The 16,032-nt window shown below is 39.0% G+C and carries 8 protein-coding genes; 1 reads left to right on the top strand and 7 read right to left on the bottom strand.

Going from position 1 to position 16,032, the window contains the following annotated elements; genetic code table 11:
* The first annotated feature begins 189 nt into the window (after window positions 1-189).
* Window positions 190-810, top strand: a complete 621-nt coding sequence (locus IGK27_RS00400; protein WP_002383467.1) for a helix-turn-helix transcriptional regulator — start codon at window positions 190-192, stop codon at window positions 808-810.
* A gap of 58 nt (window positions 811-868) precedes the next feature.
* Here the strand turns inward: IGK27_RS00400 and IGK27_RS00395 are convergent, their stop codons facing one another.
* From IGK27_RS00395 to fss1, 7 genes are all read right to left on the bottom strand, one after another.
* Window positions 869-1,654, bottom strand: a complete 786-nt coding sequence (locus tag IGK27_RS00395; RefSeq protein WP_002378699.1) for a hypothetical protein — start codon at window positions 1,652-1,654, stop codon at window positions 869-871.
* A gap of 155 nt (window positions 1,655-1,809) precedes the next feature.
* Window positions 1,810-2,571: a formate/nitrite transporter family protein gene (locus tag IGK27_RS00390; protein ID WP_002389593.1), complete on the bottom strand. Its 762-nt coding sequence runs from the start codon at window positions 2,569-2,571 to the stop codon at window positions 1,810-1,812.
* A 176-nt stretch (window positions 2,572-2,747) separates the two neighbouring features.
* The gene (locus IGK27_RS00385; protein ID WP_174120599.1) at window positions 2,748-5,924 is read right to left on the bottom strand and encodes a glycosyl hydrolase family 28-related protein; all 3,177 of its coding nucleotides are present in this window, start codon (window positions 5,922-5,924) and stop codon (window positions 2,748-2,750) included.
* Window positions 5,921-6,160, bottom strand: coding sequence for a hypothetical protein (locus IGK27_RS00380; protein WP_002356115.1), 240 nt, complete (start codon window positions 6,158-6,160; stop codon window positions 5,921-5,923). Before IGK27_RS00380 ends, IGK27_RS00385 begins: the two co-directional genes overlap by 4 nt.
* A gap of 344 nt (window positions 6,161-6,504) precedes the next feature.
* Window positions 6,505-8,010, bottom strand: coding sequence for a helix-turn-helix domain-containing protein (locus IGK27_RS00375; RefSeq protein WP_010830582.1), 1,506 nt, complete (start codon window positions 8,008-8,010; stop codon window positions 6,505-6,507).
* Between the two features lie 81 nt (window positions 8,011-8,091).
* Window positions 8,092-9,006: a diacylglycerol/lipid kinase family protein gene (locus IGK27_RS00370; RefSeq protein ID WP_002403939.1), complete on the bottom strand. Its 915-nt coding sequence runs from the start codon at window positions 9,004-9,006 to the stop codon at window positions 8,092-8,094.
* 418 nt (window positions 9,007-9,424) lie between these two features.
* Window positions 9,425-15,523 (bottom strand): fibrinogen-binding MSCRAMM adhesin Fss1, encoded by a 6,099-nt coding sequence (gene fss1, locus IGK27_RS00365; protein ID WP_430596424.1) that lies wholly within the window; start codon window positions 15,521-15,523, stop codon window positions 9,425-9,427.
* Window positions 15,524-16,032: the final 509 nt, after the last annotated feature.

The raw sequence follows: 16,032 nt of genomic DNA, 5'->3' as shown, positions 1-16,032 counted from the left end.
TTCCACATTCAGAGTATACGACTAAACAAAAGTTTAGTCAATGTATTTTTTTAACGTAAAGAATCTTATTGCTTTTCCATTAAAAAAGTATTACACTAAAATTAATTTCAGTGTAGGGGAGGATATCACTTGGAGTCATATTTACGTTTAAGTGAAGTAGATAAACAAATCTTACATTCACATGCCTTAATGCTTGATGGATTAGGGAACTTCTTTGGTAGTACCCATGAAGTCATTCTTCATAGTTTAGAAAATTTGGAAAGTTCAGCTATCAAAGTCATCAATGGCCATTTCAGTAACCGCAAGGAAGGTGCCCCCATTACTGATATGGCGTTAAAAATGTTAAGTCAAGTAGAGTCGGAACATGATTACGCTGTGAAACCCTACTACAATAAAAATCAAAAAGGGGTTATTTTAAAATCTTCCACTATTCCAGTTATCGGTGAAAATGATCGTATTATTGGATTAATCTGTATCAATATGCATTTAGAAATGCCATTAATTGATTACTTGCAAGACTTATTACCTTCAGGACAACAAAATGATATGTCCCAAGAGCTTAAAAATTCTGAACATTTTTCTGACAATATTGACGAATTAATCACTACTTCACTGACAAAAGTAAAACAAGCAGTAGAAAGCGATCCAAATGTATCACATTTGAATCAAAATAAAGAAATTGTTATTCGTTTATATGATCAAGGAATTTTTAATCTCAAAGATTCTGTCATAAAGATTGCCGATCGATTAGGTATTTCAAAAAATACCATCTATTTACATATCCGCAATCATAAAAAAGAAGAAGCTTAAACCATCAAAGCCACCAACGCTAACTAGCGTTGGTGGCTTTGATCACTTCTCTTCTATTTTAATTTGGTAAATCAAACAAGTAAGGTGCCCCTATTTCTCCATTTAACGTAACGTCTAAGCGATTTTTTGTGCCGGGAACTAAATTACTGGCTGTGAAATTCCCTTGGGCATCCGCAGTAAAACTTGCTAGAATCACCCGCGCATCATCTGCACGTGACACTAAAATAGTTGCATTCGGTGCTGTTTTACCAGAAATTGTCCCTTGTTTCGGATCAATCGTAATATTGCTAAAAGAAAGCGCTGCTTCTTGTCCTGAACTTGGAATATCAATTTGGACAGGTGCACTATTCCGTTGATCAACGGTTGCGATTAATTGAGTAGTCGCTCCCGCTCTGGGACTAATTACTGTAAAATTGCCATTGGCATCCGCATAAAAAACACCTGCTTGTGCAGAAGCATCACCGACTACCGTTGCTGTAATGGTTGCATTAGGTAATGTAGTACCATTAATTTCATTTCTTTCAGGATTGAAAACAACATTGGTAATTGTAATGTTTGTATCAGGTGCTTGGTTTTGAGGGACTTCATTCGTTTCATCAGTTCCTGCAGAAGGCTGCGTGGCATTTTCTGACGGATTTTCCCCTGTCACATTAGAATTTTGACCCGTGACAGACGAATGACTACTTTTCATTTCTTGTTGGCTAGAGGATTTCTGCGTGGCTTTCTTTGTTTCTTGCTTTGGCTTAGAATCATTTGTGCTTGCTGTTTTTTTGTTTCCACATCCTGCTAGACTTAAAGACAATACACTGAACGTTAACATACTGAACAAAGCAATTTTTTTCATTTTTCGTTACCTCCAGAAATCTTTTTGTAACATTAATGTAACATTGTTTTAAAAATCTAGCAATAATTTTTCAACCGTTTTCCTTTTTGTTTAAAAAGAAAAAACCTGCACAAAGGCATTTAGCCTTTGTGTAGGTTTTTATCTGCTAAATGGATTTAATGTTTGCGATAGCTTAAATAGTAAAAGCCAGAAACAAAAATGGCACCACCAATGATATTACCTAAATAAACAAAAATAAAATTACGGAAAAAGTCTCCCCACTGAACGCCGCCTTCAAAAATTGCGGCTGGAATGATGAATGCATTCGCCACACTATGCTGAAAGCCAATTGCAACAAAAATCATTACTGGAAACCAGATGCCTAATAGTTTCCCCGCTGCATCTTTCGCACCATAACAAAGCCATAAGGCCAGACCTACGAACCAGTTACAGCCAATACCTGAAATAATTGCTTGAAGCCAAGTTGCTGCAACTTTATGTTCTGCAAGAGAAAGAACCTGATTTAAATAGGCGCCGCTACTGGTTAAACCTAAATAATGGCCAAAAAAATAGGCAACAAATAGGGCGCCAACCATATTTGCCAATGTAATTGTGACCCAGTTCACGAGTAATTCTCTGAAAGAGACCTTTTTAGCAAACCAAGCCGTACTCACCGCCATCATATTTCCTGTGATTAACTCACCACCAGCCATTAAAATAACAATTAGACCAATTGGGAAAACCGCAGCTCCCACTAAAGCTTGAACACTGGCTAAATCTGCTGGAATAGAGGCGGAAACACGCACATAAGCCAAATAGCCGAGGGAAATCATGGCACCGCCGATAAATCCTAAAATGAGTTTTGCTACCAAAGGCTTTTGAATTTTTTTCTGACCATTTTCAATACTAATACTTAAAATTTCATCTGGTGTATACAAACATTTCACTTCCTTTGTTTTTTGTCCTCCTTTACTTTACCCTTATATCACAGAAATTCAAGTACTTTTGTGTATTTTTTCACTAAAAACTGTAGTTCTTTTAATTTTATATGAAAACATCCTGAAACAAGTCCTATTTCTTGTTTCAGGATGCTTACTTATCCGTTTTTAAAGAGTTATCTTTTCACTTTAAAACAATAGGTTGCTATGGCTAACGATAAAAAGATTAGGCCTAGGAAGCTCACAACTGCTGAAGATTGTTCCTCTGTTTTGGGGAATTTTTTCTTGGCAATTTTGGTCGTATTATCCGCTTTTTTGACTGTTCCTGACGATTCTTGATTTGTCTGTATCTGTTTAGTTGCTTGGTTTTCTGCTACTGATTCCTTTGTTTGACTAGCCTTGGCAGAGGGCTTTGAATTACTTTGAGCGTCATTAGGATCTTGATTAGACTCTACCGCGTAAATGACAGAATTCTGGCCTTTGTTTTGACTGCTTTCGTTTACAGTGCTTGGGGTGCTACTCTCACTTGTACTGTTGGTTGCGCTGGTCGTACTTGAAGCACTACTTTCGCTGGTACTACTTGTTTTACTGGTTGTACTTGGTGTGTTGCTTTCATTTGTATTGCTTGTTTCACTTGCGGTACTACTTTCGCTGGTACTACTGGTTTCGCTGGTTGTGCTTTGCGTGTTGCTTTCACTCGTACTACTGCTCTCACTTGTCGTGCTTGGCGTGCTGCTTTCACTCGTACTACTGCTCTCACTTGTCGTGCTTGGCGTGCTGCTTTCACTCGTACTACTACTCTCACTTGTCGTGCTTGGCGTGCTGCTTTCGCTGGTACTACTGCTTTCACTTGTCGTACTTGAAGCACTACTTTCGCTGGTACTACTTGTTTTACTGGTTGTACTTGGTGTGTTGCTTTCATTTGTATTGCTTGTTTCACTTGTCGTACTTGAGGTACTACTTTCGCTGGTACTACTGGTTTCGCTGGTTGTACTTGGCGTGTTGCTTTCACTGGTACTACTGCTCTCACTTGTCGTGCTTGGCGTGCTGCTTTCGCTGGTATTACTGGTTTCACTGGTTGTGCTTGAAGTGCTGCTTTCGCTTGTGTTACTAGTTGTCTCTGTTGATTTTTCAACTAACAGAAGTAACGCCGTTTTTATGGTTTGTGTTAATTGGTTAATACGCTTTTGTGCATCTGCAGGCGTTTTAAAGCCACCAAGTGTTGGCTCTAATAATTCTTCATCTGACCAAGCAAGCAGTTGTTGTAACTGCTTAGAGCTTCCTTCGCCAGTTGTTGTATCTATTAAGGCTTCTTGCATGGCTTGCCAAGAGTCTTTGGTATATACAGATTCGTCTAATTTATGAACGCTTGCAAGTTCATTTTCTGCTTCTGTACGCTCTAGCGTGATATCGGCTTTTTTGACTAATACTTTCATTGCAGATTGCAAATTACTTGTTAACTGATCCACTTGCTCTTGGGTTTTGTCCTGACTCTCCTGACCTTCTGCTAACAATTGTGTCGCCTGCTGATAATAGGAAGGAACAATCGTTTTAGGCCCAATGGCAGTGAATAGCTGCCAAGAGTAAACCGTATATTGGTTTGCTTCACCAATCGAAGCATAAACGGTTTGTAGTCGGGACAAATCAAGTTTTTTTGCAGGGGCCTCTACCGTCACCGGTACGTTCACTGTTACCAATGACCCTGTTTCATAAGTTAATTGAACAGTCACTTTTTGTTGGCCGATTTCATTTAAGACCTCTGGATTGACGATTTTAGCGGCTGGGACTGCTTCATCCGCGTCATTTGTATTAGCAACCAGTTGCTGCGGATCGATTGATTGTCCTTGCACAATCGTTGTAGCCACAGGGGTTGCTAAAGTATTTCTAACCGGAATTGGCGTATTTTTATATTGCTCATAAAGCGTTGGTGAAATTAATGATTCCCATGTTGCTGGCATTAAGCGATAGTCCGCCTCTGTCCAATTTTCTACCAATAATTGGCCGTTTTTAAGGCCATCATCTCGAGTATTGTCTTTCACAAAACTCGTTTCTGGTCGGAAACCACCGCCACTAGCGATTAACAATTCCCGACGTCGGTTTTGCGGAATATTATGGTAGTTAACAAACTGATTGTTGATAAATACGCCATTGAACACATTGTTATTTCCTGTATGTCGATTGTATTCCATTCCAATTGCATATTGATTATCCCAGTATTTCCAATCAAAAATGTTATTAGCCACTAACCAGTTAGAGAGTTCTGAAATAGCACCCTCTGCTTGCGTTTCTGCTAAACCAATCTCTGGTGTTCCATACATAATGAGACCTGTATTTCGCAAATAATTATTCATAATCGTAATATTACGGCCTGATTTAAACTTAAATCCGCCAGCTGGACCATTTTGTAGTCCGCGTAAATGATTCCCTACCACCGTGATGTTTTGGGCGCCACGGAAATAAATTGCATGATCTCCCACCAGACCATTCAAGTCTTCATTATCATAAGGTGAATAGAAAAAATTATGTTGGACAGTTACATCCTTCAACATATTAAAAGAATTAACCCCGGTGGATAGATAATTTTGTTCATTAGGTACTGAAATAGCACCTACTTCAATGGCTGTTTGTAAACGTGTAATAGTTGCTGCTAAGTCTGAACGACTGGTGCTTTTAATCGCATCTAATTCCGTCACTTTTAACCCAAATAAATTGTCTACGATGTCTACATCTGACATATACTGGAAGCGACTTGGTGTTGAATAACCACCAATGTAAATCGCTCGGTTAAAATCAATCCCTGGCTGCATATGTGCTGTGTCTCGCATGAAAATATTACCTGAAATTTTAACGCCAATATCTGCATTTAAATTGACCACGAATCCTTTTAATGGATTATAAAAGATATTGTTTGCTAGCGTTAATTGATTCGTCAATTTTAAGGTCACATTGATGCCGTCAAAAGCAATATTTTGAAGTCGTACATTGGTTTTCGTCTCGTACGTTGTGTCTGTTAGTTGAATCGGTGTACCTGTAGCATTATGTAAAATAGTGGCTCCTGTTGTATCGCCAATTAATTGATAATTTGAAGAAATCGCAATATCTTTTGACAGAGCATAACTTCCCTGTGGTAAAAATAATGCCCGTCTTTCCTTTGCTGTCTGACTCAGTAATGTCTGTAACTTATCTGTTTGATCCTCTGTGCTATTAGGTACCATCGCTTGCGCACCAAAAATTGTTGCATCTGTTGCATCAACTGGTTCAGCCGCTTCAGTCACCATTGGTAGACCAACCACCGTCAATAAACCAAATAGAAGAATAAGTATTGTTTTCTTCATGTGTTTTCCTCTTTTCATTCCGTTACTTCCAACGGCTTATTTTGTAAAAGTTGATACAGCGTAATAACACGACTGTCTTCGTATGCATAAATTTTTTTGAATTTTGGATTCATATGTAAGATACTTGTTACCTTTAACAAGTTTTGATTTGTGACTTCTAATTCTAAGGCCTCAACCAATTCCTTTAATCGAACACCGGCACTATTTTCTTCACAACTTAAGATTTCTTCAATTTGTTCCATCCGTTTTTTCATTCTATCCCGCCTTCCTTCCCTTGCTCTTTCTATTATATAGAAAAATTCTTGTGAGAACCCTCAATATTTTTTAACTGACTGTTAAAAAAAGTAGTAGTTCCTTTACTATCAATAGCTAATCATCTATTATTTACGATAAAAAAAGCAAAAAAAGTACCTTTTTGACATAATTTTCAGAAGAATTGACGCAGTATTTATTAAAAAACAACGAGAAAACGTCAATAAGTAGGTGTTGATTACCTACTTATTGACGTTTTCTTCTTGTCTTTTTTTACTTTTTAGAAAAATTTTTTTACAATTTATCGGACATATACCTCAAAAAAGCCCATTTTTTTGATTTTTTATTAAAGTGACGTGGTTCTTTTCTCGTTAATTTTTACTATTTTTTGGTTCAAACGATTATATTGCTCAAACGTTAACTCACTTGAAAGTAAAAAGATCTCTGGATGGCCCGTTTCTACATCTGCCAAAGAAGTCACTAATAGTAAATCAATATTTTGCCATTCTTCTTTGCTTGCTTCACTGTATCGTAAGACTTCCAATGCATAAAACCGACGAAAATTATTTTCAATCGAAAGTTTCACCCGTTCTTCTTCCAGTACTGGCAAGCCTGATTTTAACCCTAAAACAATTTTTTGTTCACGATGAATTAAATCATTAGAAAGCGCCAAAACACTAGAATAACGCAAAGCCAAAAATTCTTTATTTGTAAATAATTCATTGCCTGTTTGTTCGTAAAGTTGATTTAAGCCTTGGCTTAATTCTTCTAAAAGAACTGGATATTTTTCTTTGACTTTATTCCAAAAGACATTATACATTTTCACATTTTGGACATAGTAAAGTTCGGCAAATAAATGTGTAGCAAACAAATAATAAAAAATTTGCGGACGAATTTTCTCCAATTGCGGCGTCATGTGTATTTCTTCTAATAAGAAATGTTGGACTAAATGAGTCAACATGTAAACAGGTGCTTCAGTCTCATCAAAATGCGCTAAAATTGCTTGTGCAGTGGCTTCATCTTGATAAAATTGGTCATTGGCTAACAAGAAAAAGTACACAAAAGTTAAATCGTTTTTGTTAAGGAAAAGGGTTGTAGCTGTCATCTCTTCTATAAAGGCTTGGTAATGTTTATTACCTTCTAAATAAGTTTCTTGCTCGGCTGAAGGTCGATATTCGGCGCCTTGCGCACTCCGGACTTTTGAGATAGCGACCATATATTTAACTCGGCGTGTCACCGTTTCCGCAACTTCTACGTTGAAAAAAGCCATCATTTTTTGGACGGTTTGTGCGACTTCCGTTTCTTGTATATAGTCAAAAGGCCAAGTATCACGGATTAAGTCCATAAAAATAGTGTAAGCAAAATGGCGCAAATACGCTTCATTGCCTTCAATTTTCCAGGTGCTTTTATTAATCACTAACCCCAATGGTGCTAAAATTTCTGTAAACCCTTTGAGCAAGCGCCGAATCGTGGCATCACTGGTATGATATTTTGTTGTCGCTGGCACAATCCCATTAAATCGACCCCAGAATAAATCTTCCATTACTTGATAAGTTAAACTATCCCGAAAAATTGCTGTATAAAGTTTCTGGAACGCTTGGCTAGACGCCAAGTTCAAGCGATAGCCATGCCCCTTTTCAAAAGCCAAAGAAGCATCATTATCCACAGCATAATACGTAATGTCATCTTTTAGAAGTTCTACGTATTTTTTGACTGATTTTTTGTTTAATTGTAATTCTTCTGCTAACTCATTGATGTCAATCCAGCCTTCATTAATTGGCAAGTTTCTTAAAATAATAATTTTAGAAACGACATCTGTATCGAATATATCAACATATTCATCCCATTTCACTGTTCACTCAACTGCCTCTCTTCTGTTCTATTGTACACAAAATGAGAAATCTATTCCACGAAAAAATAACAGTTGTTTCTTTTATTCTTTCGTAGATGTGGACGTTTCAGGAACAAACACGTTGAGTCCCCCAGCTTCCACCGTTACTTTAATCGGTAAATCATCGGTAGGGTCGCCATCTGTTCGTGTTTGGACTTTCTTGTCTTTTTCGCCACTAATTTTAAATTGACTCCCAGAGAAATACACGACACCAGGAATTTCATTTAATTGTCCTCTGATAATTTTAGGTAAATAATAGACAAACTTGTAAAAAACTAGCTTAGGTAAAATGATAATGTGCACTTCGCCGTCATCTGGCGTGGCATTGGCATCGAAATTGGTAAAGCCGCCAGCAGAATTCGTCATGGTCATCGTTAATAATTGGGCTTTGCCATGCCAACGTCTTTCATCGCCATCAATTTTTAGTTTGTATTTTTTCTTTTTCATTAATAAGCGGAAAAATTGCTTTGTAAAGGCTAAAGGACCATATTTTTGTTTCTCCTGTTGGGTCACATTTGCTGCTGTGTCCGCTAATAGTCCAATCGTTAAGGTCGAAATCATCACATCTTGATTTACCATCCCAAAATCAACTGGCGTGGTCTGTCCTGCCAAAATGGTCTCAAAGGCGTCTTCTTCTTTCAAAGGAATACTTAACACACGCGCAAAATTATTGACTGTTCCACCTGGAATAATCCCTATTTGATAGTCACGAATGGTGTCTTTAAAATTTTGAACGGCATGATGAATGGTCCCGTCACCACCAATGACGACCAAGACACCCACTTGATTTTCTTTGGCATTTTTCCGCATTTCTTCAGGATCAATGTCTGGATTGGAAGGTTGCAAAATAACCGCTTCCCCTTTCGCTTCTGCAGCTTTTTTAAAGCGTTCTGCAATCTCTTTACTTTCACTACTTCCTGAAGTTTCGTTGTATAAAACCATCATCTTTTCCATCATTCTATCCTCATATCTCTAACTAAATTTCTTGCACATGTAAAGTGTACAATATTTTAGCCAAAATACCTAAAGATAGCATCGAAAAACAAAGGCTGAGGCACAAGCGGTTATCTCCAAGAACCCCGTAAGTTCTGTTCAAAGACTAAACTGCGATGAAGGCTTACCTGAGAATGTCAATAAGAAGGAGCTGCTTTTGTTCAGTTGATTAGCTTAAGATGAAAAAAGAGGTCGGTACAGAACCGTTTAGCTCCGAGAAATAAGAAGAAATTTCCGAAAATTGCTCTTTAATTTTTGGAGAATTTCGGCTTATTTCCGAAGGAGTTGGTTCTGTTACCGCCGTTTATAAGGTTTTGAGCCTGGAACAAAAATCCAAAGTGATTTTTGTTCCAGGCTCTTTCTGTTTTTTTATAGCTTTTGCTTATTTCTTGCTCTTTTTATAGAAGAGCCAACTTGCCAAACTGACCAACAGGAGGCCGATAAAGACAAAGAAGTAATTGACTTGTGTGTTGGTTTTCGGTAAACCAAGCCAACCTGTCTCTCTAGCTGCTTGTTTCGTTGTTGGCTGATTTGGTTTTGTTTTTTTGGATAAAGGTTGTTTCTCGTTAACAAACGTGCCCGCATCCACGAGTTCAGGTTTGTCTTTCGCTGTTGCTGCAATAGTGAATGCGACAGCTTGCTTAGACAGTTGGTAACCATCCGGTGCTTTTGTTTCCACAAAGGTATATTTTCCTGGTTGTAAGTGGTTCACTTGAACTAACCCTTGGTTATCAGAACGTAATGAACGAGCGACAGTTTTACCTGTCTCTGCATCTGTCACTTTAAATTCAGCACCTGCTAAGGCATTCTTTTGCTGATCAATTTTCACCAGCTTGGCAGCACCTTGGTAATTAATAAAAGGTGATTTAAGTCCCACAGTGGCTGGTTTGCCTTGGTTGTCTTTGGCAATCGTAAAGCTTGCGCTTGGCGTTTCATTAAGAAGATAGCCAGTTGGCGCTTGTGTCTCCACAAAACGATACGTTCCCGGTGCTAAGTTTTTCGCAATGACTTTACCTTGCTTGTCAGACATCAGATTGGTTTGTCCAGCCACGGTTTGCCCTGTTTCATCAATGACCTTAAACACCGCACCTGCCAATGCTTCACCTGTTTCGTTTTCTTTGGTTAATTGAGCAGTTCCTTGATAATTGATAAGATCCCCTAAAGCAATTGGCTGCTCTTTTCCTAATTGGGCGGTTACATCAAATGGATGTGGCGTTGTGTCTAACAGATAGCCTGTTGGTGCTTTCGTTTCCACTAAAACGTAATGCCCTTCATTTAGCCCTTTAGCGTAAATTTCGCCAGTCTTATCCGTTGTTATTTCAGAAACTTTTTCTCCTGCACGATTCAAGAATGTTATCGGTGAACCTTGGGGCTGATTCTGCTTATCGGCATTGTAAATTGCAAAAACTGCACCCGCTAAGGTTTGACCTTGCTCATTGACTTTACGTCCCGTTACTTCCGCTTGATAATTTACAAATTCTAACTCATCTAGTGGTTGTTTATCATTTGAATTCTTTTTCACTACAAAATAAATGGGTTGTTTATTGACGATATAGCCATCCGTTGCATCCAGTTCATCTAATTCATAACTACCAGCGCCTAAATCCTCCATAGCCAATGAACCATCTTTTTCAGCAGTTACTTCTCTTTCAAAGATTTTTTCCCCGTTTTCGATTCGATACAATTTAAAAATCGTTCCTGGAAGTGGGTTCGCATTGGCATCAATTTTCTTAAAGCCGGCACGTCCTTTGAAATTGGCGAAGGCCCCTAATTGGAAGATCTCCGGATCACCTTTGAAATCACCACGAATTTCTACTTTTACTAATTCAGGATAAATAATATAATCTGCGCCATCTGGTAATTTTGGTGCTTTGATTTCTTTGTAATAATAGGTACCTGGCGCCAAGTCTCTAAAGATAATTTTGCCATCTTTGCCACTCGTTGCTGTAATCCCTAATGATTGTTTATTGTGATCATATAGTTCAAAAACAGCACCTGCTAATGGTTGGTCTGCGCTATTCGTTTTCACGATTTGGAAAGCCCCTTTGTAATTCACAAAGTTGTCACTAGCAACAACGACCGCTGGTTTACCAGCATTTTTCTCAGCAATTTCAAATGGGACTGGCGTGGTATTTAATAAATAGCCTGTTGGCGCTTTGGTTTCTACAAAGCGATATTTACCTGGGGCTAAGTGCTCTGCAATAATTTCCCCTTGACTATTTGTCGTCAAGCCTGTTTGAATCGTTTGTCCCTTCGCATCAAGCACTTTAAATGTCGCACCACTTAATAAGTATCCATTCACATCTTTTTTGATTAATTTAGCTGCGCCTTGATAGTTAACAAAGTTAGCCGTTGCTATAACTGTTGCTGGTTTGCCCCGATCGCTTGCTGCAATCGTGAAAGCACTTGGTTCAGTGTTTAAAAGGTACCCTGCTGGCGCTTTGGTTTCCACAAATTGATATTTGCCTGGGGCTAAATCCGTCACTGTGACTTTTCCGTTTGCATCCGAAACTAAGTGTTCTCGAACCGCTTGTCCTGTGGTATCAAGGACTGAAAATTCAGCACCTGCTAATGGATTGCCTGCTTGGTCTTTTTTAATTAGTTCAGCAGAACCTTGGTAATTAAGCATTTTAACATGAACATCATGAATTTGTCCGCTCGTGTTTTGTGTCACAATGAACCGTTTGGGTGTCGTGTCTAAAAGATAGCCTGTCGGTGCTTCGATTTCTGTAAACTGATAAAGACCTGGTTTTAAACTATCCACCTCTAACTGGCCATTCGCGTTGGTTCGATCCGGCGCAAGGGGAACTTCTTCCCAATGAGTAAACGGCGTGGTTACAGCATGCTCTAATTTAAAGCGAGCATTGACTAACTTTTTACCCTTCTCATCCATTTTTTCTAAAAATACTTTATTGACATCGTTTTTAATAATAGTTGGTTGTGCTCCTTCGGCTGAAGTTTCTTCATCAATAGTAATGACTCGGCCTTTAGCTAATTCGTCCGAAACTGTATAGCCTTCTGGTGCTTTTGTCTCCACCAAAATGCATTGCCCTTGCGGCAACCCACCAAATGTGATAACCCCAGTGGCATCCACTGTACCTTCACGTAGGACTTGTGTTTTGGCTTGGTCCCAAATTTGGAAATGGGCGCCTGCTAAAATAGTCGTCCCATCCATGGCTGTTTTCTTCAGCTGAATTTTGCCTTTAGTCCCTGTGGCATGCCCGCCACTGTGATCAATGTCAACGACCACATCGCCATTGTCATCCCCATGAACGACTTCTGAACCATTTCCAGTAATTGACACTTGGTTGGATACCGTGTCTGTACTCCCCGCCGCTGAAGAAGTCACTAAACTACGATATTCCATATAATAAGGTGCTTCAATATGGGCCATTTTAACGACAATTTTTTGTTGTCCTGTTTCATTATCGGTGGTAACTTCCAGTGTGTAATCTTTTCCTTCTTCTAAAATAACAGATTTATCTGGCGTAATAGTTCCGTCTTCTGTTACGTTGGTACCGTAAATCACCAATGACTCGGGATCTAACACTTGGTTTGGTGAGGGTGTATCAGTAATAACCACATCGTCTAAAACCGATTGGGCGCCATTGATCATTACATGCCAGTACACATGGTCTGGATCATCTTTGTGGTATTCGCCACCTTTTTTCACTGATTCGCCACCATGTTGAATGGAAACTTTTCCTGTCACATCACGTGAAGAACCTTGGTTTGTATAAGATGCGGTATTGTCATAGCTAGCCGAACCTTCGATAACTTTTTCATCAACAGACGTCTTAAATTCAATCACATACGTACGACTATCATTAGGAAAATCAACACGCCAAGTATTTTGGTTTTTCTCGCTTGGTTCTTCCATTGTGATATCCGTCAACGGTTGCGTTGGCTTCACTTTTTCAACCGAACCATCTGGTTTTGTATTGCCTTCATAGACTTTCAAGCTCCCAGCCAAATAGGTTTGATTGGCTAAAATTGGATCCGTCAAAAAGGCGTCGACTAAACGATTATTACTTAAATTAACCGCAATCGTCCAAGTGATTTCTTTGGTGACGGCATTGTAAACACCGCTTTTTTGCGCATTTAAATCAAAAGCAGGTAAAGGTTTAAACGGTTTACTATCTTCTGAATGATGATTGTTTCCTGCTTCATCCGTCCAATCAATGGCAGCGGTATTTCGGTAATGGTCCAACGCAGGATTGTTAGCGTCTAACTCGGTAACATCGAAAAAGGTAGTATAAGTTATGTGGAAGGCATCACTTGTTTTGGCATACGCCCCTATAAAACTTACCTTAAAGCCTGTTTCACCATCTGCATTACGAGTTATTTCTACCATGAAATCCTTGCCTAACGTCAACTGAGCACCAGTGGTTGTATCTTTGACAACCAACGAATTGGGTACCATAGTTAAGCCAGGAACTGGTTCGTACGTATCCGTAATCACGGCATTTTCCATCAAATAATTATTTTGATTCACAGCTAACGTCCAACCAATCGTTGAATTTTGATAATCAACTGCGCCAGTGTTTTTAATAATATTTTGTTGACTGGCTGTGCCATCACCTTCTGAATGCTGACCAGTGCCAACATCCACACGATTATTCACGGCAACATCGCCTTCGACAATTCCATCAACTTTGGTTTTATAATCAATCTTGACTGCGCCAGTCACATCATGTAAAAAGTCAATTGCAAAGGAACCGTCTCCGTTGATTACCACTTTGTAATCTTTTCCTTCCACAAGTTCTGCTCCAACGACTTCATTTCCTTTGTCATCAAATGTCACTGAATATAAATGTAAAGAATCTGGTTCAAACGTTAAATTATCGCCCATTGTGTCTGTAATGACTGCTTGGTCTTTTGGAATGGTTTGTTCACCATAGTTGTAGTTAATTTCCCAAGTGAATTCTTGATTGGCTTCGTCGTAATCTATATTGCGCTTGTCTAACATTTTGCCATATGTGGCGGTAACAGTTGCTTCAGCATCTAACCCATTTGGATTATTATCACTTGTTAACGTCGCGTGATTTTTAAAAGGCACATCGCCGCCGCCATCTGGAATAACCGCCTCGTCAATCGTCGTTTGGTACTCAAGACGATACGCTTTGTTGGTGTCACCTTTAATCGTCACATTGCCATTTTTATCAACGGTATATTCATCTGGACTAAGTTCGCGACCCACTTCTTTAATTGTTCCATCAAGATTCATCACTAACTCATAGACTTTCACGGACTTAAAGGTATTCCCTGTTGGCCATGTTTCCGTCACAGTTGGATTTGTTTGATCTTTCATCGCTTGATTGATATCTACCGTCCAAGTAATCGCACTAGGATTGGGCGTTCGATCAAAATGGCCTTGTTTATCAATTTGTTGTTCGGTATCTGGGACAATTGGAATCACTACAGGCGGCAAATCTTCTTGTGTAGGAATATCAATCACCCAATCTCCTGGGCCCCGCCCATCTGAATCATTCAAATGAGTATCTAAAGAAAAGTCCCCGTGAATGTCACTTTCAGACGTGATTCGCTCATTAAAGGTAAAACGAACCGTACCATCTTCACTAATTGTGTAGGTTCCATAGACATTGCCTTCTGCATCAACTAAATCACCTGAACCTGGTTTATTAGGTTTCAAATTGCCAGGTAATTGAAACTCGAAGTAATCGCCTGCTTTCATTTGTTCTCGCACATCTTCTGGAATCGACCAGTTAAAGTTCCAATGAATGGTCACATCTTCTTTATACGGCGGTGTTGCTGGTGTGCCATCAGGATTTAAATAAATCGGATCTTCAAAATTATCGATAATCGTTGTTTCATCACCTGTAAAATAATCACTGATATCTGTTGGTCCTGCTACGCGCGGTTTGACAGTCGTCGATTCAGTTGTTTTACTTTCTACCGCCTTCGTCGTGCTGGCGACAGTTTCTTCGGACGAACGAGGAACAGAGGAGTTTGTAGATGCTTCTTCTGTTGAACCTTCATTCGCTGATGCGGCTGGCGAACTCGTGATTGCCGTTGATTCTGTCGGATCAGTACCAGTATTTAACGTCAACGCTCGTTGCTGTTGTCCATAAGAAAACGTCACATCTTCTGTAGCTGTAGGGTTCAACGTTAAGACTAACGTATCTGCTAACGCTTGCTGATTCAATTCAATTTGAATCTGTTTCTTCTGGTCATCCACTTGAATCTTGCGCGTATTATTGGGCGCTGCCCAATGTGCAGCTTTGATTGACACATTGGCACTGTAATGCACTACAACCTCTTGTGTTACTGGTTGTGCTTTTCCTTGAAGCGCTAAGGTCATTTCTTGTTGGCTGGTTTGCTTCACTTCTCCTAACGTTAACTGACCATCGCTGTTAACATCTTCCGCCAAAGCCATGAGTGGTGTGCCATAATTTAGAACAAGTAACAAACACATCAACCCGTAGAGCCAACGGTTTACCATTGGACCATTCTTTCTCATTTCTTTCATCCTTCCTCTACTAACGACACATAGAAGAGAACGTTCACTTCGTACCAATTTTTTATTTTAAACCAAATAAGTGAGTGCTCTTCTGTTGTCTTTCTTCCTTGCTAAAACAGACAGCCAACACACCTTTTCTTTTTATCTCCTCAAAACGCACTCTTACTTCGAATGCGGATTCATTTTCTGCTTTTTCCTATAGACTCTTCTATAAGAATAAGAAGAGTATAACGGGATTTTTCAGCGAAAATTATCAACAACTTCTCCTCCAAATAGAAAAAGTTGATGAAATCCCAGAAACCCTTTTCATCTTTATGAAGACACGCCCTTATCCTTTCTTATTTTTACTATTCCTCCTTCCACTATACCGTTTTTTTAAATTTTTTTCATAAGAACTAACCAGACAAAAAAGCCTATTTGTATGAGCTATTTAAGCTAAAAAATCAACAGACTCAAATTATCATTTTTGTTATTTAAATGTTTTATATAAACTGGTTGTTTTTCTTAAT

It is taken from the genome of Enterococcus sp. DIV0236 (assembly GCF_050558525.1).
Lineage (GTDB): Bacteria > Bacillota > Bacilli > Lactobacillales > Enterococcaceae > Enterococcus > Enterococcus faecalis.
Note: the sequence above shows the minus strand (reverse complement) of the source record. Positions and strands in the feature narration are given on the sequence as shown.